We start from the raw sequence: 20,207 nt of genomic DNA, 5'->3' as shown, positions 1-20,207 counted from the left end.
AGGTGGCTGGATTATATTTTAAGGCGTAAAAAAATTATTTTCAGACAGGCATTTCCTGCCGGACATAAGCATAAGGAACCCGCCATGAGCCACTTTTTAGACCGCCTGAAATTTTTCAGCCAAAAACACGAACCCTTTGCCGACGGGCACGGTGTGCTCACCGAAGAAGACCGCAAATGGGAAGATGCCTACCGCAGCCGCTGGCAGCACGATAAAGTGGTGCGCTCCACCCACGGTGTGAACTGTACCGGTTCGTGCAGTTGGAAAGTTTATGTGAAAAACGGCCTGATTACTTGGGAAACCCAGCAGACCGACTATCCGCGTACCCGCCCCGATTTGCCCAACCACGAGCCGCGGGGCTGTCCGCGCGGTGCTTCTTACAGCTGGTATGTGTATTCCGCCCAACGTGTGAAATACCCGATGATGCGCGGGGTGTTGGCGGAAATGTGGCGTGAAGCGCGAAAAACCATGTCGCCGATTGAAGCTTGGGCATGGATTGTAGAAGACGAAAACCGCGCCAAATCGTACAAAACCCAACGCGGCTTGGGCGGCTTCGTGCGTACGTCTTGGGACGAAGCCAATGAAATGGTGGCTGCGGCCAATGCTTACACCATTAAAAACTACGGCCCCGACCGCGTGTTCGGTTTCTCGCCGATTCCCGCTATGTCGATGGTAAGCTACGCTGCCGGTGCGCGTTATTTGGGCTTAATCGGCGGTGTGCCGCTGTCGTTTTACGACTGGTATTGCGACTTGCCGCCTGCCAGCCCGCAAATTTGGGGCGAGCAAACCGACGTTGCCGAATCTGCCGACTGGTATAACGCCAACTATCTGATGGTGTGGGGTTCCAACGTGCCGATGACGCGCACGCCCGATGCCCACTTCTACACCGAAGTGCGCTACAAAGGCACCAAAACAGTGGCCGTGTCTTCCGACTTCGGCGAAATGGCGAAGTTCGGCGATATTTGGCTGGCGCCGAAACAAGGTACCGACGCAGCTTTGGCGATGGCGATGGGTCATGTGATTCTGAAAGAGTTCCACATCGACAATCTTTCTCCTTATTTCACCGATTATGTGCGCCGCTTAACCGATATGCCCGTATTGGTGCGCTTGGATGCCGACGGCAAAGGCTATGCGCCTAAATATTTCTTGCGCGCGTCCGAATTGGCCGCATTCGGCGAAGAACAAAATGCCGATTGGAAAACTTTGGTATGGGACGAGCTTTCAGACGGCCTCTGCCTGCCCAACGGCTCTATTGGTTTCCGCTGGGACGGCAGTCAAAAATGGAACTTGGAAACCCGCGCACAAGATAAAGAAGTTCATGCCGCTTTATCGCTGAAAGAACGCGCCGATGAAGTGGTAAACGTAGGCTTTACCTACTTCGGCGGCGAGTGCGACGACATGATTTACCGCAAAGTGCCCGCCAAACGCATTCCGCTGGCCAACGGCGAAACCGCGTTGGTAGCAACCGTGTTCGACCTAATGGTGGCCAACTACGGTGTGGACAACGGTTTGGGCTGCGAAAATGTTGCCAAAGATTATTTCGACGACAAGCCTTACACGCCGGCATGGCAGGAAAAACACACCGGCGTGAAACCGGAGCTGGTGATTCAGGTAGCCCGCGAGTTCGCCCAAAACGCCCACGACACCGAAGGCCGCAGCATGGTGATTGTCGGTGCCGGATTGAACCACTGGTACCACATGGACATGGCGTATCGCGGCATCATCAATATGCTGATGATGTGCGGCTCTATCGGTAAATCCGGCGGCGGCTGGTGCCACTATGTAGGCCAAGAAAAACTGCGCCCGCAAAGCGGCTGGATTCCGTTGACGTTTGCCACCGACTGGCACCGCCCGCCGCGCCAAATGAACAGCACCTCGTTCTTCTATGCCCATACCAGCCAATGGCGGCATGAAAAAGTGCATGTAGATGAAATTCTTGCACCGGATGCCGACGGCGATATGAGCAAGCTCTCCATGATCGATTACAACGCCAAAGCCGAACGCATGGGCTGGCTGCCGAGCGCGCCGCAATTGGGTGCAAACCCCTTGGATATTGCCGACCAAGCCGATGCCGCAGGAGTGGATACGGCTCAATATGTGGCAGGCCGTCTGAAAGACGGTTCGCTGGATCTGGCGTGTAACGACCCCGACAACCCGCAAAACTTCCCGCGCAACCTATTTGTGTGGCGTTCAAACCTGCTCGGTTCTTCGGGCAAAGGCCATGAGTATTTCCTGAAATACCTGCTGGGCACGCAAAACGCCGTGTTGAGCGACGAAAACGACGAAGAGTGCATCAAGCCGTCTGAAATTACCGTGCGCCCCGCCGCAGAAGGCAAACTCGACCTGCTGACCGTACTCGATTTCCGCATGTCCACCACCTGCCTGTACGGCGATATCGTATTGCCGACCGCCACATGGTACGAAAAAGACGACCTCAACACCTCGGATATGCACCCGTTTATCCACCCGCTCACCGAGGCCGTGCAGCCGCTGTGGCAAAGTAAAACCGACTGGGAAATTTACAAAGGTTTCGCCAAAAAATTCAGCGAGTTGGCCAAAGATTACATCGGCGTGCGCAAAGACATCGTGCTCACTCCGCTGATGCATGACAGCCCGCAGGAACTCGGCCAGCCGTTTGACCCGAAAGACTGGAAACACGGCGAATGCGATCCGATTCCCGGCAAAACCATGCCCGCAATTACCGTCGTCGAACGTGATTACGGCGCGATTTACGAAAAATTCACTTCGGTCGGCCCGTTGCTGGAAAAAATCAACAACAACGGCAAAGGCATGGCTTGGGATACCAAGCACGAAGTCGAATTCCTGCGCAAACTCAACGGCGTACAAGCAACCGGCGTGGGCAAAGGCCAGCCGAAAATCGAAACCGCCATTGATGCCTGCGAAATGGTGCTGACCCTCGCGCCCGAAACCAACGGCCACGTTGCCGTTAAAGCATGGGAAGCGTTGAGCAAAGCCACCGGCCGCGACCACTCGCACCTGATTAAATCGAGCGAGCACACCGCCATCCGTTTCCGCGACATCGTCGCCCAGCCGCGCAAAATCGTTACCTCACCGATTTGGTCGGGCGTGGAAAGCGAAGAGGTGTGCTACAACGCCGGCTATACCAACGTGCACGAATTGATTCCGTGGCGCACCATCACCGGCCGCCAGCAGTTCTACCAAGACCACAAATGGATGCGTGATTTCGGCGAACATCTGTGCGTGTACAAGCCCGCCGTCGATTTCAAAACCACCAAAAAACTGCTCGGCAAATACCCCAACGGCAACAAGGAAATTACGCTTAACTTCCTCACGCCGCACCAAAAATGGGGCATCCACAGCACCTATTCGGAAAACCTGCGCATGCTCACCCTGTTCCGCGGCGGCCCGCACGTGTGGATTTCCGAAATCGATGCCAAGAAAGCCGGCATTGTCGATAACGACTGGGTGGAAGTGTTCAACGCCAACGGCACCATCGCCTGCCGCGCCGTGGTGAGCCAACGCATCCCCGAAACCATGATCCTGATGTACCACGCACAGGAAAAAATCGTCCACACCCCAGCGGGTGAGGTTTCGCAAAAACGCGGCGGCATCCACAATTCCGTTACCCGCGCCATTCTGAAACCCACCCACATGATCGGCGGCTACGCCCAGCTTGCCTACGGTTTCAACTACTACGGCACGGTAGGTTCCAACCGTGACGAATGGGTTATTGTGCGTAAGATGAATAAAGTGGATTGGATGGATGAACCGGCAAGGTAAGGCCGTCTGAAAAGCTTGGTATGTAAAAAAATGCCTGTCTGAAAGGGAGTTTTCAGGCAGGTATTTTTTGACTTTATTTCATGTGTTTATGTTATCTAATCATTTTGAAAAGATTTAGATGATAAAAAGGGAACCATACATGGTTCCCTTTGAATAAGTTGGATTAAAGATTTACAGTAGAATTCTTGATGTCATCCGTACGGCAGCACTGTCTTCAAATGATAACAAAGCAGCTTTTCTACCATGGCCGAGAAATCCGGCGAAAATATTTGCAGGGAAAGCATTGCGCATTTCGTTGTATGAGACGGCTGAATTATTGTAATTTTGCTTGGCATACGCCACGCGGTTTTCAGAACTTTCTAAAATATCCATCAAATCGATAATTAATTTATCTTTTTTCAATTCGGGATAGGTTTTAATTACGGATTGTAAATTAGATAAAGCCTCATTTAATTCGGTTTCTACCGCTCCGAGGGAAGAAACGGAATTTTCATCAAGATTGGCAGAAGCTGCTGATAAAACTGCTTCGGCGCGCTGTCTGGCACAAGCAACCGCTGAAATAGCAGCTTGATCACGACCTAAATAAACCTTTGAAGCATCTATTAAATTAGGAATGATATCGTGGCGGCATTTCAGCTGCTCATAGATATTATTGAAAGCATGGATATATTGTTTTTTCCCCATTAACAATTTCTTATTGATAACAATCAACAACAGGCCGCAGAAAATCACGAAGAAGAAAGTGAGTGTAGAGTTCATCTTAACACCTTTCATTTTTTAGTTATTAAACGTTTTCACCAATGTTGTTTCCAGAGTGATTGTAACAAATAAATTTTCAAAATGTAAAGAAATTTTTAAATTTTACAAATTAATGCTTCATTATCTTTACATTTTATTGCCGATTATTAGTTTTGAAGTTGGTCTGTTTGTTCTAGCTTTGGTTTGAATATTCTGAGTGTAGACTTTTAATCAACTTTCCATTTTGCACTACCTAAAACCACTTCTATATTGTTTTCAACCGCTTCCGACCATTCCTCGGTAAGCCTCATACCTGCCACGCGTTTTTTCAGCACCAAGCCATATACAGAGGCAGCATGTGGCCACCAACGGTTTCCCGCTGCTTCCATAAATTGGAAAAGCTTCATTGCGTCGTTGGTTTTAAAAGGTGGCAGGTACACCATAAATTTGCCAAGTTCTATTTGAAAACCGATTGCTTCAAGTTGTTTTTTCAAATCCGGAAGAGGGTGGCAATATCGTGCTTCCGGCAGATATTTACCGTTAAACCAATTGCGCAAACGCCAAAGCGAATAAGGGTTAAACCCTGTCAGAATGATTCTGCCTTCAGGCTTTAAAGTTTGAAAAGCTTGAGAAAGTATTTGTTCTGTTGAAGTATTTGTTTCCAAAGTATGCGGCATTAGCAGCAAATCTAATGTGCTTTGTTCCCAAGCCCATACGGCCGTATCCATATAGATATCCTTGCCGATACAAATACATTTTTCAGACGGCCTCAACCATTCTTCCATACCGAATTGCACGGATTTATTTACGAAAAAATCAGCGGAAGACTGCTCAAAAAAATGCCGCTCCAGTGTCGATGTATAAATCCCCATATCGGTATCGGTGAACCACCGCGACAATTTTTCATATTCCATTCAAAGTACCTTTTGTAAAAAACAGAAAGACAAAGGGATAAAATATACTCTTAAAAATATTCCCAATCAGTATGGTTTACTGGGTAAATATATAAATTATCTCAAATATTTTGCAATATCTTCTTGACTGAATCCTTTCAAAACATTAACATCTGCCCCATTATAAATTAACTATTTAGAATTTCTTGAGACTATGGCGAAACTAAAATCTATAGCCCTAGCCGTTACAGGCGTATCGGCAGTTTCTGGTGCCGCATATACTCATGCAGCTCCTTCTACTCAAACAGGCATGGCAATGATGCGGTTAAACTCATCATTACTGGACCAAGAGCAAAAAAATATTGCTTCAGGCAGCCTTTGGAATGTTATGCGTAAAGACTTCCGCATGGCAGAAGTAAACTCAGAACTTGTACGCCGTCACGAAAGCAAATTCTCAGCAGGTCGCGCTTATTTCGACCGCACCATCAACCGCAGCAAACCTTATATGTACCATATTGCCAATGAAGTCAAAAAGCGCAATATGCCTGCGGAAATCGCTTTACTTCCCTTTATTGAAAGCGCATTTGTTACCAAAGCTAAATCTCATGTTGGCGCTTCCGGTTTATGGCAGTTTATGCCTGCTACCGGCCGTCACTTCGGTTTAGAGCGTACCGCACAATATGATGGTCGTCACGATGTGTATGCTGCCACTAACGCAGCATTGAACTATCTCGAATATCTGCACGGTATGTTTGGCGACTGGTCGCTTGCTCTAGCCGCATACAACTGGGGGGAAGGTAACGTAAGCCGAGCAATCAAACGTGCCCGCGCACAAGGTTTGAACCCGGTTTATGAAAATCTTCGTATGCCTGCCGAAACTCGCAATTATGTTCCCAAATTGCTGGCCGTAAGAAATATTGTCAATAATCCCCAAGCCTTTGGTATGGGTTTGAGTGAAATTGAAAATAAACCTTACTTTAAAGCAGTTGCATTAGATAAGCCGCTTGACACAAATTCAATCGCCAAAATGGCCAACATCAGCGAAAGTGAATTCTTAGCTTTGAATCCGGCTTTTAATGGTTCTGTATTTGTTCCCAAAGCAAACCGCAAACTTCTTTTGCCGGCTCATGCTACTTCTACTTTCGAGAAAAACTATCGAAGCATTAGAAATGATATTCAGCTTGCGTGGGATAATGACTCAACCGACCGCAAGTTCACAGGCAAACCCGCTATTGATTCAGGCATTAATATTGCTGCATTAACCCAACCAAGCAAAAAAGAGGTTAATACTCCTGAAATCGTACAGGTTGCGCAAGCTACAAACATTCAACTTCCCGAAAACATTCAACTTCCCGAACGTTACGAAACTAACGTAGTGACCGTTCAGCAAATTAACGGTATTTCTGACAGTAAACAAGTAGAATCGAATCTTTCGCCGATTACCATTTTGGCAGCTAAATCAGAGCCGGTAAAAGAAACTGCTGAAACTCCAGCAGCTCCCGCACCGATTTCCATTGCAGCCTCATTGATTGCCGAAAACTCAGCTCCGGTTGATGCCATTACTGTAGCAGTAGCAGAACCTTTACCGTTGCCAACCCAAACATCAGCCACTCCTGCTCCTGAAAAACCGGCACCTTCAGACGCGCCTGTGGATGTAGCTGAAAATGATGCTACTTTACCTAACCGTGCTCCGGCATCTTCCGAAGCACAAGATCCTTTATTGGCCCTGGTTGATGATGCAGAACAAAATCGTTTGAATGCTGCTGAAAGCGTGAGAAACAGCTTGGCTCAATTTGAAGCAGATTCAGCTACCAAAGCCCGCACTGATCGAATTATCGCAAGTCGAGCAAAACAACAGCAACGTACCGAAACCCGATTGGCTCGTGCCAATGCTGCTGCGAAACTGGCAAATAACACTCACCGCGTAGAAGCAGGAGATACGTTATTTAATATTTCCCAACGCTACAATCTCAGTGTTGCTGATTTGATCACGGTAAATAACATCAAAGGTAACAGCATCCGTAAAGGCCAAGTGCTGAAAGTTACTGCGGCATCAACCCAACGTAATGCCGTGCGTAATGTTTCTTATACCGTGCGTAAAGGCGATACTTTGAATACCATTGCAAGCCGCTTCAATGTGGATATTAATGATATCCGCCGTTGGAACCGTAATACCCGCACAGTGACTCCGGGCCAACGTTTGAAATTGATGGGTAGCTGATTTAAGCTATATTTGCTATCTTTACAACAGGCACTTGTATACACAGGTGCCTTTTTAATGATATTTTTCTAGTCTAGTTGTTTGTTTAACTAGAGGTTTTGTGTAAAGTATGTAAGTTCATGAATTTTTTGTTCATGTGGATTGAATATCCACTCATGATCAAAATGAGTTTTTAATCGCTCATACATAAATGTATTACCAATGACTAAAGAATTAAATTGATTACCTTCTTTACGTTGAAGCGCTATTGCATCTAGTACGTCTTCAGATAAACTACTCATAATAAAATCAGAAATCATCAGCAAATCTGCTTTTTTATAGTTATCTTGCCCCATCATTTCTAAAGCATAATTTAATGCTGGAGCAGCGTCTGTACCGCCATGAAAAGATTTTTGTAGAAACTCAATTAGTTTTGATATTCCCGTTGTATCGGTAATTTCAAAACTTTCAATTTTGGTTGAAAAATTGATAATAAAACAAGAGCGATTTTGACTTTTTGCTTTTATACCTAAAAATAAAGCCATCGCCTTAGCAATATTTTCAGGCAATCCCTGCATGGAACCACTGGTATCTATACATAAAATCATCGGGCCAAGTGTTTCATCATCTTTGGTTGTTTGCTCCACGGTGATTTCTACAGGTGCATCTTCATAAATAATACCTTGTAATTCAAAACACATTAACTTAGATTCTAAAAACTTCAAATCAAATAAGACTGAAGTATCTTCATCTGCCATTAAAGCCAATTCGGATGGCAATACATGTTCTAAATCTTTACTTAAGCGTAATCCGATGATTTCCTCTCGTGAATTAATATCCACTTTAGGATTATTCATATATACAGTTTGCTTTACTTGCTCAATTTTTTCAGACTGTTCAATTTGGCGCATTTTTCCAAGTAATTCTGCAATTTGTTTGGCGGTCTTATCTTGACTTAGATAATTCAACCAGCGCTTCATTTCTTCAATATTTTGATCACTTAGGTTGCCAATACTATTATCCAGCCATAATCCTGCCTCAAGCCCGAATTGCTCTAATTGTTGGGCAAGTTGCCGAATGAGATCTAAATCCTGTTTAACTCCTGTTAGAAATTCCTGTCTCAGTTGATTTAACTGCTCTAAATACCATTGTGCTTTTGCGTGGTCTAATTGCTGCTGCCATTTATCAGTAAAAAGTTTCAAAAGCAAGCTTTTTTGGTCTTTTTTTACTTTTTCATTTTTCTTCAACTCTGCCTGCCAAAAATCTTTTTCAGACGGCCTCCCTATTTGCTGGCAGAAATTTTGGTAGTCATTGATCAATGTTTGATCAAAAGTTCCTGTCTTACTTTTAGCTAAGTTGTTTTCATGCACAATAAAAGGATTTTTCTGCAATAGATTCAATCGAATTTTATGTTGCCAATCAACCAATCGTTGTTGAATTTGCTCATTTAAAGACCCATACCGTTTGAACAGATCTGCATAATCTGTTTTCAATGAGGCTTTAATCCAACGGATTTGTTCAGATAATTTGCTATTTAACGACATAATGATTCCAAACGCTCACAATCTTTAATTCGCAAATTAAGTTTATCAATTTGATCTAAGATTCCTGAGACGGCAACATCAATATCGGATTGTGTGACAAACGGGCTTTGTAGGAATTTCTGGTAGTCTGTATGTTTTTTCTCAACCTGTTTTAACACATCGACAAGTTGCTTACGAATTTCTGAAACAGACTGGGCAAGAGATTCAATTAATCTAATGTTTATATCTTCTTTCTTATCACCTTTATGAAACAAAACTTTAGGAGTAAAAGTGGCGGTTCTATGATAGTAATTTTTGTATTCTAATTTACAAGATCCTTGACCATTAAAGTTACCAGTTATATGTGGGTATCCATTGCCATTACTGTTGACAAGATTAAAATCTTGATTAGTTTTTAAATATGAACATTTAATATACAAAGGGTCATTACCTACATCTTCCCAAATAACTTTAAAATATTGTCGCCCATCAGGTAATGTTATTGTTTGATAAATGTCTTTGGAATAATAGAGTTCTTTATTAATTTCTTTATCTAAGCTCTCTTTCTCTCTATCTAAGGCAGCTAAATCAACATCAGTATTAAATCCACAAGATTTTACCGAATTCATCACAATTTTTTCCACTGCTTCTCGATTATCAGGTGTTGTCCACAAACAATATTTTAATAAAGTAACATCACTATGATTAGTCTCTCTCCGCCCATTACAAAATGCAGCGGCTTTTAAAAGTGTAGCAGCACGTTGCCAACGGCGATCTGATATATAAACACCCAATTCATCAAATCGTTCAGTCAGTTCTTTTCGGATAGATTTGATAATTAAAAGAGTATCTTCATTCAACTTGACTTCATGAAGCTGGTCGCGCCATTTAGTAAGCTCGTGGTAGTTAATTCGCAAATTAGAGCTAATTTCAAGCTTATCATTACTTGGTTTACTGTCTAAAAGCTGGTTGAAATTTTCCTCTTGTTCAATGGGTGGTACAAATAAGCGAAGAATAAAGCGGTCATATAAAGCCTCCAAACCTTGATTTTCAGGTGGAATTTCATTGGAAGCTGCAATTAAAGCCTTTAGAGGCACTTCGATTTGCTCATCACCATTTTTAAATATACGTTCATTAATAATTGTTAATAGATTATTCAAAATAGCAGGGCTTGCTTTCCAAATTTCATCTAAAAACGCAAAATCAGCGGTTGGTAAATAACCTTGAATTTGGCGAATGTAACGATCTTCTTTTAAAGCTTTGATAGACACCGGTCCAAATACTTCTTCGGGAGTACTGAAACGGTTCATTAAATATTCAAAATAATGCGGATTTTCAAATGCACTTGCTAAACGGCGAGAAATCAGACTTTTAGCAGTTCCGGGAGGGCCAAATAAAAATGTGTTGTGGCCTGCAATAGCTCCTAGTAAAGAAAGTGCCATAATTTGATCACGTTCGTGAATACCGTCAGTTAGTTGACTTAACAAGTCAGTAATACGTTTTTGCATTGTGTTCTTCATATGGCTCTTAAAACTTTCAACATCTTTAACCATTCTCGTGTACTTGTTTATATATTTACTATTTGATTTCATAATATTTTCCTTTGTAATTATTGAAATATAATCTTGATAATTTAAAGAAATTTCTATCGTCTCAACTTCGCAAACGCATCCGCCATTGCCGAATTAGCCGGTGTCTGCTCGCGCTGGTTACGCTGGCTTCTACCGCTATCATTGCGTCGGTTTTCAGACGGCCTGTCGCTTCTTACCGAAGCGTTGCCTGCTTCGTCATCCAAGCGCATGGTTAGGGCGATGCGTTTGCGGGCGGCGTCGACTTCCAGCACTTTTACTTTGACTACGTCGCCGGCTTTCACGACTTCGCGCGGGTCTTGGACGAACCGATTCGACAAGGCGGAGATGTGGACGAGGCCGTCTTGGTGTACGCCGATGTCGACGAATGCGCCGAAGTTGGCGACGTTGCTCACGACGCCTTCCAAAATCATGCCGACTTGTAAATCGCTGATTTCGTTGATGCCTTCGGCAAAGGTGGCCGTCTGAAATTCGCCGCGCGGGTCGCGGCCGGGTTTTTCGAGTTCGGCGAGGATGTCCATGATGGTGGGCAGGCCGAATTGCTCGGTGGTGTAGCTGGTGGGCTTGATTTGTTTGATTTTTTCACGGTTGCCGATGAGATCGGCGGCTTTGATGTGCAGGTCGTCGAGCATTTTGGCGACGACGGGGTAGGCTTCGGGGTGGACGGCAGATGCATCCAGCGGTTCTTTGCCGCCATTGATGCGCAAGAAGCCTGCGGCCTGCTCGTAGGTTTTTTCGCCGAGGCGCGGTACTTTGAGGAGTTTTTTGCGGCTGTCGAATGCGCCGTTTTCGTCACGGTAGGCAACGATGTTTTGTGCCAGCGTGCTGTTGAGGCCGGAAATGCGCGCCAGCAGGGGGGCGGAGGCAGTGTTCACGTCTACGCCGACAGCGTTCACACAGTCTTCCACCACGGCATCCAGTGATTTGGCGAGTTGGCTTTGGTTGACATCGTGCTGGTATTGGCCGACACCGATGGATTTGGGGTCGATTTTCACCAATTCGGCCAGCGGGTCTTGCAGGCGGCGGGCGATGGAGACGGCGCCACGCAGGGAAACGTCCAGCTCGGGGAATTCTTTGGCAGCCAGCTCGGAGGCGGAATAAACGGACGCGCCGGCTTCGGAAACGACGATTTTGTGCAGCCCCATTTCAGGCAGGCCTTTGACCAATTCGCCGGCGAGTTTGTCGGTTTCGCGGCTGGCGGTGCCGTTGCCGATGGCAATCAGTTTCACGCCGTGTTGTTTGATGAGGCGGGCAAGGGTGGTTAAGGCGTTGTTTTCTTGGTGCAGATAGACGACGGCGGTGTCGAGCAGTTTGCCGGTGTCGTCCACCACGGCGGTTTTGATGCCGGTGCGGAAGCCGGGGTCGAGACCCATGCTGGTGAGGCGGCCGGCTGGGGCGGCGAGCAGCAGGTCTTTGAGGTTGCGGGCGAATACGGTAATGGCGTCGGTGTCGGCGGCTTCTTTCAGACGGCCTAAGGCTTCAAGCTCCAGCGAGAGGAAGATTTTGGCGCGCCATGTGAAGCGCACGGTGTCGCGCAACCATTTGTCGGCGGGGCGGCCTTGATCGGCGATGCCGAAATGTTTGGCGATGATTTTTTCGTATTCGCTCTGCTCGGTGATCGGGGTTTCGTCGGGCTGGTATTTGAGGGCGACTTGCAGCACGCCTTCGTTGCGGCCGCGCAATACGGCCAACGCGCGGTGGCTGGGCATGTTGCGGACGGGTTCGCGGTGGTCGAAATAGTCTTTGAATTTTTCGCCGGCATCTTCTTGTCCGACAACCACTTGGGCATGGATTTCGGCTTCGCTCCACAGTTTTTCGCGCAAGTTGCCGAGCAGCTCGGCATCTTCGGCGAACTGTTCCATCAGAATGGCGCGCGCGCCGTCGAGCGCGGCTTTGGTGTCGGGCACTTGCGCGTTCAGATAGGCTTCGGCGGCGGTTTCGGGGTGTTCAGACGGCGTTTGTAACAATAATTCCGCCAAAGGCTGCAAACCGTTTTCGCGGGCGATTTGGGCTTTGGTGCGGCGTTTGGGCTTGTAGGGCAGGTAGAGGTCTTCGAGCGCGGTTTTGTTGTCGGCTGCTTCGATGGCCGTCTGAAGCTCGGGCGTGAGTTTGCCTTGTTCTTCAATGCTTTTTAAAACGGTTTGTTTGCGCTCTGCCAATTCGCGCAGGTATTGCAGACGCTCGGCGAGATGGCGCAGTTGGGTGTCGTCCAGCCCGCCGGTGGCTTCTTTGCGGTAGCGGGCGATAAAGGGTACGGTGGCTCCGTCGTCAAGCAGTTCGACGGCGGCTTGGATTTGGGCGGCAGTGGCGTTTAATTCTGATGCGATGGTGGAAATGATGTTCATGGTGAAGGTGTTGAAGCTGAAAAAAAGGGAAAAGGATAGCGGTTTTGGGGAGGTTTGGCAAAGGAAAAGGCCGTCTGAAAACAGGGTTTTGCAGGAATGGGAACAATGTTTCAGACGGCCTCGAAGGCAAAGGTTTACAGCGGCGGATAAAAGCTGCTGCGGATACAGCGGATTATGCTTTGACTGCTTGGAGTTGGGCTTAAAAAATCATTCATGTTGACCAATCAAATTAGGGAGGCCGTCTGAATCAGAATGCCGGCTGTTTTTCGGTTAGGTATTTCCAGTAACGCTGCGGCATCTGCTGGCGGTGCAGGCGCGGGTTGCGGCGGGAGAGGATGGTGGTGCTGTGGAAATAGCGTTGCCACAGCCGCTGGTAATCGCGTTCGCGGTCGGAATAGTGGGCTTCGATGCCGGATTGCGCTAAGTCGCTGATTGGATGGAGGCCGTCTGAATGGTTAAAGATGCCGTAGCCGCGCTGCATGTCGTAAACCGCCCATTGTTGTGCGGGATAGCGTTGGCGGAAATGGCGCACGGTCAGCGGCAGTACGTCGTATTGCGGTTCGATGCGGGCGAGGTAAAGCCCGTTTTCCATTTCTTCAAAGCGCACAAAGGCTTCCATGCGGTGCTTTTCGTGGCCGACGCTTTTCACCCATTTCGCCCACTGCATCACATCATAATGGCCGTAGTCGCTCAAAATGTCGCGGCGGCCGGATTGCGCCAACGCCAGGCGGACGATGCGTAAAAAGGTGTCGGGCATTTCGGGGGTGGCGGATAAAAAGCCGTAGAGCAATTTGAGCGTGCCGCGGCAGCCGATTTGGCGTTCCAAGCGTTGAAACACGCGCTGTGCCTGCTCCGGCTCGGTGGCGATGGTTTCGCTTTGGCCGAATAAATCGGTGTCGTCGGCATCGCAGGTAATGTGTACGCTGTCGAGCGGGTATTTGCGTGCATAGGCTTGGAACACGGCGGTTAAGAGGCCGTCGAAACTGCCGTCGTAATGCAAGATGAAACGCATGAATGGGATTCCTGTCGGCACGGTTCAGCCAAATAAATCGCTTTGCACGGCATCGCTTTGGCTGAACTTGGAGCGTGTGTTTTGCAGCAGCAGGCCGCGCAGTTGCGGGCTGTCGATTAAGTCGGCGTAGCGGTTGGGTTCGGGTAGGGTGATGAAATAGCGCGCGCGGTTGAGCGCCACGCCCATTTTGCGCAGCTGTGCCATCGTAATCATACGGAAGCGGCGGGCCTGCACGATTTTGCGGGCGGACTTCACGCCGATGCCGGGCACGCGCAAGATGGTTTCGAGCGGTGCGTGTTGCAGCGGCACGGGAAACCATTCGCGGTGGCGCAGCGCCCAAGCGAGTTTGGGGTCGAAATCTAAGTCGAGGAAAGGTTGTTGGTCATCTAAGATTTCATGGTCGGAAAAGCCGTAAAAACGCATCAGCCAGTCGGCCTGATAGAGCCGGTTTTCGCGCCGCAGCGGCACTTGCGTCGATAAAGGCGGCAGGCGTTTGTCTTCCAATACCGGCACATAGCCCGAGTAATACACGCGCTTGAGGCCGTAATGGCGGTAAAAGCCGCCGGCGGCGCGGATAATTTGGCGGTCGGTTTCGCCTGCCGCGCCGATAATGAACTGCGTGCTTTGTCCGGCGGGAGCGAACTTGGGCGTGGATTTGATGGTTTTGTGGCTGTCGGCAAAGGCGGCGATTTCGTTGCGGACAAACGCCATCGGCTGCGTCATATCGCTGTGGTTTTTTTCGGGCGCGAGCAGCTTGAGGCCGGAAACGGTGGGGATTTCCATGTTGACGCTGAGGCGGTCGGCATACAGCCCGGCTTCGTGCAGGATTTCGGCAGACGCTTTGGGAATGGTTTTGAGGTGGATGTAGCCGTGAAAGCGGTGTTCTTCGCGCAGTTTTTTGGCGATCCGCACCAAGCGTTCCATGGTGTAATCGGCGTTTTTGAAGATGCCGGAACTCAAAAACAGCCCTTCGATATAGTTGCGGCGGTAAAAGCTCATGGTCAAATCCACCACTTCATCGACCGTAAACGCCGCGCGCGGGATGTCGTTGCTGCGGCGGGAAGCGCAGTAGGCGCAGTCGTAGATGCAATGGTTGGTCAGCAGGATTTTCAGCAGCGATACGCAGCGGCCGTCTTCGGTGAAGCTGTGGCAGATGCCCGCACGCGAAGCGTTGCCCAAGCCTTGCCCGTCGTTGCTGCGCGAACCGCCGCTTGACGAGCAGGAAACGTCGTATTTGGCCGCGTCGGCTAAAATTTCGAGCTTGCGGCTGATTTTTTGATAGTCCATAGCTTAGCTTTGATTAAAGAAAATCATGTTTTTTTATTATAGTTGTGAGATTTTATTTAGTCAGCTAAATTTTTTCTTAGTTTGAGGCGTAAGAGAAGGCCGTCTGAAAATTCAGACGGCCTGAATGGATTTGCTTTGCCGATTATTCTTCAGGCTGTTCGCCGTCGGTATCGTCCAGCGTGCCTTCGGTGATTTGCACATTCACACCGACTTTGGCGCGGATTTTGGCGTCGATTTCGTTGGCGACTTCGGGGTTTTCTTTCAGCCATACGCGCACGTTGTCTTTGCCTTGGCCGATTTTGGCACCGTTGTAGCTGTACCATGCGCCTGATTTTTCAACGATATCGTATTTCACGCCCAAATCGACCAGTTCGCCTTCCCAGCTGATGCCCTCGCCGTAAAGGATATCGAATTCAGCTTGGCGGAAGGGTGGGGCGACTTTGTTTTTGATGACTTTGACTTTGGTTTCGTTACCCAAAACGTCGTCGCCTTTTTTGATGGAACCAGTGCGGCGGATGTCGAGGCGCACGGAGGCGTAGAATTTCAGCGCGTTACCGCCGGTGGTGGTTTCGGGGCTGCCGAACATCACGCCGATTTTCATGCGGATTTGGTTGATGAATACGACTAAGGTGTTGGTTTTTTTGATGTGGCCGGTGAGTTTGCGCAGGGCTTGGCTCATCAGGCGGGCTTGCAGGCCGACGTGGCTGTCGCCCATTTCGCCTTCGATTTCGGCTTTGGGCACGAGCGCGGCGACCGAATCGACTACGACCATATCCACGCCGCCGGAGCGTACCAGCATGTCGCAGATTTCAAGCGCCTGCTCGCCGGTGTCGGGTTGGGAAACCAGCAGTTCTTCCACTTTCACGCCGAGTTTGCGGGCGTAGATAGGGTCGAATGCGTTTTCGGCATCGATAAAGGCGCAGGTACCGCCGTTTTTCTGACATTGGGCGATGGCTTCCAAACACAGGGTGGTTTTACCGGATGATTCGGGACCGAAGATTTCGACGATACGGCCGCGGGGCAGGCCGCCCACGCCGAGCGCCAAGTCCAAACCGAGCGAGCCGGTGGAGATGACTTCTAAATTTTCGTCTTTATGGCTGCCGTCCATCTTCATGATGGAGCCTTTGCCGAAGTTTTTTTCGATTTGCGCGAGCGCGGCGGCTAGTGCTTTGCTTTTTTCGTCTGACATGATGTTTCCGTGTGGAATGATGGTAAGGATTTCGGCGCAGATTATCGCATAAATCGCTGCTTTCCGAAAAAGTTTTCATCGGGCTTTCAGACGGCCTGATGGGTATATAGCCTGCCGTAGCGGTTGAGGCCGTCTGAATATTTTTGCGGCGTATTTCAGGCAGGCGGGTGAATACTCAAGTTCAATCGTATGCCGAAACGATTGGTTTTATTCGCTCGGATCGGGTGCTGCCCGTGCATTCAAATAGGTATTCCAACTGCCCGCCATACTCCCAAATAACTACCTCCGTTCCCCTTTTCAGCTAGCCGGCCTACATTCCTTTGCTGCCTGCGCCTGCTCTTTAGACGCATGTTTTTCTTGCACGCCATCTACTAAGCTTCTATCTGTGAAAAAGTTTTAATACAGCGATAGCAACCACTTGACGAAGCCGTTTTTCAGACGGCCTGCCACTACCGGAGAGGCCGTCTGAAAACCAAACCAAAAGGAACACTACCATGAAAATCAGAGCACAAGTCGGCATGGTTCTGAACTTAGACAAATGTATCGGCTGCCACACCTGCTCCGTTACCTGTAAAAACGTGTGGACTTCGCGCGACGGCGTGGAATATGCTTGGTTCAACAACGTGGAAACCAAGCCCGGCATCGGTTTTCCGAAAAACTGGGAAGACCAAAACAAATGGAACGGCGGCTGGGTGCGCAAGCCCGATGGCAAACTGGTGCCGAAGCAGGGCGGTAAGTTGAAGATTTTGGCGAATATTTTTGCCAACCCGAATATGCCGAAAATCGACGACTACTACGAGCCGTTCACCTACGATTACGAACATCTGCAAAACGCGCCGAAAATGAAAACGCCGCCGACCGCGCGTCCGATTTCCGTGCTCACCGGCAAAAAAATGGACAAGGTGGAATGGGGCCCGAACTGGGAAGACGATTTGGCGGGCGAGTTTGAGAAGCGGGCGAAAGACGTGCTGTTTGAAGGCATTCAGAAAGACATGCACGCCGCATTCGAGCAAACCTTCATGATGTATCTGCCGCGCCTGTGCGAGCATTGTTTGAACCCGACCTGTGTGGCTTCCTGCCCGTCCGGCAGTATTTACAAGCGCGAAGACGACGGCATCGTATTGATAGACCAAGACAAATGCCGCGGCTGGCGCATGTGCGTATCCGGCTGCCCTTACAAAAAAATCTACTACAACTGGACTTCAGGCAAGGCCGAAAAATGTACGTTCTGCTATCCGCGTATCGAAGGCGGCCAGCCGACCGTGTGTTCCGAAACCTGCGTGGGCCGCATCCGTTATTTGGGCGTGCTGCTGTACGACGCGGACAAAATCGAACAAGCCGCTTCGGTGGAAAATCCGCAAGATTTGTACGAGCAACAACTGGGGGTGTTCTTGAATCCGCACGATCCTGAAGTGCAACGCGAAGCCTTGAAACAAGGCATCAGCCAAAGCTGGATTGATGCGGCGAAACAATCGCCTGTATACAAAATGGCGATGGAATGGAAAGTGGCGTTCCCGCTGCACCCCGAATACCGTACCTTGCCGATGGTTTGGTATATCCCGCCGCTCTCGCCGATTCAATCTGCCATCGAAAACGGTTTGGTGGGCGAAAACGGCATCATCCCGAGCGTGGACGAAATGCGCATCCCGTTGAAATATCTGGCCAACCTGCTCACTGCGGGCAAAGTCGAGCCGATCAAATTCGCGCTGGAACGCATGATTGCCATGCGCCGCTTCAAACGCGGGCAGGTGGTTCACGGCGAAACGCTGGCGCAAACGCTGGAAGGCACCGGCCTCACGCCCGAGATGGTGGAAGACATGTATCAAATCATGGCGATTGCCAATTATGAAGACCGCTTTGTGATTCCGACTTCGCACAAAGAAATGGTGGAAAACAGCTTCGGCGACAAAGCCGGCTGCGGCTTTACCTTCGGCAACGGCTGCTCTGGCGGCAGCAGCGAAGAGAGCTTGTTCGGCAAACGCAAAGGCGCGCCGATTATCTTCCACGGCCTGCGCAAAGATGCCGAGAAAAACCGTGAAGAAGGAGTACGCTGATGAGCGCGAATCCTGTTTACAAATGGTTTTCCGCTCTGCTGTGCTACCCCGAAGCCGAGCTGATCGGAGCCCTGTCTGAATTTCAGACGGCCTTACAAGAATGGCCCGAGCTGCAAACACAAGCAGGCCGTCTGAACAGCTTTTTAGACTATTTAAACAGCCACAGCCTGCGCGAATTGCAGGAAAACTACGTCGCCACTTTCGACCGCAACCGCAACCACGCGCTCTACATTTTCGAGCATGTGTACGGCGAAGACCGCGACCGCGGCAGCGCCATGGTGGACTTGCTGCAAGAATACCGTAACCACGGTTTCGAGCTGGGCAACGATGAGCTGCCCGATTACCTGCCCGTATTGCTGGAATACCTGAGCCAAGTGCCGCCCGAACACGCGCAAAAACTGTTGGGCGATGCCGTGCATGTGATCGCCCACATCGGCGGCAAACTCGAGAAAAACGGTTCGCCCTATGCCGTGCTGCTGCAAGGCATCACAGCCCTCAGCCCGGTAGCACCGCAGCCCCTCATCGAGCCGCCCGTGCGCGATATGGACGAAGCGATGGAAACGTTCGGCCCCGATATTTCCGGCACCGAGCCGCTCTTGAAACCGAGCGTCGAAACCGTACAGTTTTATCCTAAAGCCGCTTTTCAGACGGCCCAAACAGGAGCATAAACATGAATACCCTGCACCAATTCTTCTTCGGCATCTTCCCCTACATTGCCCTCGCGATTTTCTTCTTCGGCAGCCTCGTGCGCTTCGACCGCGAGCAATATTCGTGGAAAAGCGAATCCAGCCAAATCCTTTACGAAGGCCAATTGCGCTTGGGCAACATTCTGTTTCACGTCGGCATTTTGGCCGTGTTTTTCGGGCATCTGTTCGGCCTGCTCACGCCTTTATGGTTTTGGGACGCGTTGGGCGTTTCCCACAGTGCCAAGCAGATTTTCGCGATGGTAATGGGCGGCATCTTCGGCGTGATGGCGATGATCGGTTTGATTATCCTGCTGCAACGCCGTCTGAAATGCGACCGCTTGGCCGCCAACACCACATGGCGCGACAAATTGGTATTGATTTGGCTCATCATCACCTTAGGCTTGGGCTTGCTGACCATCTTCGTGAGCATGGGCCATACCGACGGCCACGAAATGGTGAAACTGATGACTTGGGCGCAGCACATCGTTACCTTCCGCGGTGAAGCCGCCAGCCATATCGAAGACGTGAACTTCCTGTTCAAACTGCATATGGTAATGGGTATGGGTTTGTTTGTGATTTTCCCGTTCACCCGCTTGGTACACGTGTGGAGTGGCTTCGCCAGCGTCGCCTATCTCGGCCGCGCATGGCAGCTGGTTCGCCGCCGTTAAGCACGGGAAATCGATATCTTCGATAAATTCAATATCTTTGACATAAAACAAAAGCATGAAGGCCGTCTGGAACTTTTCAGACGGCCTTCATGACTTATGATTTGAGCTTTGCTATATGGATAGCAGATAAAGCATAGGGTGAGGCAGGGCAGGCTTGCTGTTTATAGTTCTAAGTAACTAGACCGAAAAGGCGGTTGGCCTATTTCCGATGTAGATAAAATGCCGCATAGTTACGCATGGCGGGAAGGCGGTTTGTCTTGC

Annotated in this window: 13 protein-coding genes; 5 read left to right on the top strand and 8 right to left on the bottom strand. The window is 49.2% G+C overall.

All coding sequences use genetic code 11. From position 1 onward, the window contains the following. Positions 1-84 precede the first annotated feature (84 nt). A complete protein-coding gene (locus tag CKV66_RS07620) occupies positions 85-3,762 on the top strand; it encodes a nitrate reductase subunit alpha (protein ID WP_085362520.1) in 3,678 nt (1,225 codons plus the stop codon). Between the two features lie 171 nt (positions 3,763-3,933). On the opposite strand, the gene CKV66_RS07615 is transcribed toward CKV66_RS07620, so the two are convergent. After that, complete coding sequence (locus tag CKV66_RS07615; protein WP_157739156.1) at positions 3,934-4,521, bottom strand: LemA family protein; 588 nt, start codon at positions 4,519-4,521, stop codon at positions 3,934-3,936. 206 nt (positions 4,522-4,727) lie between these two features. After that, positions 4,728-5,399, bottom strand: a complete 672-nt coding sequence (locus CKV66_RS07610) for a class I SAM-dependent methyltransferase (RefSeq protein ID WP_408633896.1) — start codon at positions 5,397-5,399, stop codon at positions 4,728-4,730. A gap of 208 nt (positions 5,400-5,607) precedes the next feature. Between CKV66_RS07610 and CKV66_RS07605 the strand changes: the two genes are divergently transcribed. Next, positions 5,608-7,614 (top strand): lytic transglycosylase, encoded by a 2,007-nt coding sequence (locus CKV66_RS07605; RefSeq protein WP_085362523.1) that lies wholly within the window; start codon positions 5,608-5,610, stop codon positions 7,612-7,614. A gap of 89 nt (positions 7,615-7,703) precedes the next feature. On the opposite strand, the gene CKV66_RS07600 is transcribed toward CKV66_RS07605, so the two are convergent. The 6 genes from CKV66_RS07600 to recA all read right to left on the bottom strand — a co-directional run bounded on the left by CKV66_RS07600 (position 7,704) and on the right by recA (position 16,538). Next, a complete protein-coding gene (locus tag CKV66_RS07600) occupies positions 7,704-9,137 on the bottom strand; it encodes a VWA domain-containing protein (RefSeq protein WP_085362524.1) in 1,434 nt (477 codons plus the stop codon). Further along, the gene (locus CKV66_RS07595) at positions 9,128-10,708 is read right to left on the bottom strand and encodes an AAA family ATPase (protein WP_085362525.1); all 1,581 of its coding nucleotides are present in this window, start codon (positions 10,706-10,708) and stop codon (positions 9,128-9,130) included. The genes CKV66_RS07600 and CKV66_RS07595 overlap by 10 nt, the downstream gene beginning before the upstream one ends. A gap of 53 nt (positions 10,709-10,761) precedes the next feature. Beyond that, positions 10,762-13,050, bottom strand: a complete 2,289-nt coding sequence (locus CKV66_RS07590; RefSeq protein WP_085362526.1) for a Tex family protein — start codon at positions 13,048-13,050, stop codon at positions 10,762-10,764. A gap of 247 nt (positions 13,051-13,297) precedes the next feature. Then, the gene (locus CKV66_RS07585; RefSeq protein ID WP_085362527.1) at positions 13,298-14,062 is read right to left on the bottom strand and encodes a TIGR03915 family putative DNA repair protein; all 765 of its coding nucleotides are present in this window, start codon (positions 14,060-14,062) and stop codon (positions 13,298-13,300) included. 24 nt (positions 14,063-14,086) lie between these two features. After that, entirely contained in the window at positions 14,087-15,349 is a 1,263-nt protein-coding gene (locus CKV66_RS07580; RefSeq protein ID WP_085362528.1) for a putative DNA modification/repair radical SAM protein, read from the bottom strand. A 142-nt stretch (positions 15,350-15,491) separates the two neighbouring features. After that, positions 15,492-16,538, bottom strand: coding sequence for a recombinase RecA (gene recA, locus CKV66_RS07575; RefSeq protein WP_085355456.1), 1,047 nt, complete (start codon positions 16,536-16,538; stop codon positions 15,492-15,494). Between the two features lie 494 nt (positions 16,539-17,032). Between recA and narH the strand changes: the two genes are divergently transcribed. Genes narH through narI form a run of 3 tightly spaced genes read left to right on the top strand, consistent with a single transcriptional unit; the run spans position 17,033 to position 19,946 of the window. Then, positions 17,033-18,592, top strand: a complete 1,560-nt coding sequence (gene narH, locus CKV66_RS07570) for a nitrate reductase subunit beta (protein ID WP_085362529.1) — start codon at positions 17,033-17,035, stop codon at positions 18,590-18,592. Beyond that, a complete protein-coding gene (gene narJ / locus CKV66_RS07565; protein WP_085362530.1) occupies positions 18,592-19,260 on the top strand; it encodes a nitrate reductase molybdenum cofactor assembly chaperone in 669 nt (222 codons plus the stop codon). Before narH ends, narJ begins: the two co-directional genes overlap by 1 nt. Positions 19,261-19,262: 2 nt before the next feature. Beyond that, positions 19,263-19,946, top strand: a complete 684-nt coding sequence (narI, locus tag CKV66_RS07560; protein WP_197697447.1) for a respiratory nitrate reductase subunit gamma — start codon at positions 19,263-19,265, stop codon at positions 19,944-19,946. The last annotated feature ends 261 nt before the right edge of the window (positions 19,947-20,207 follow it).

Source organism: Neisseria zoodegmatis, assembly GCF_900187305.1.
Taxonomy (GTDB): domain Bacteria; phylum Pseudomonadota; class Gammaproteobacteria; order Burkholderiales; family Neisseriaceae; genus Neisseria; species Neisseria zoodegmatis.
The sequence above is the reverse complement of the archived record's forward strand: the minus strand, read 5'-3'. Positions and strand labels throughout refer to the sequence as shown.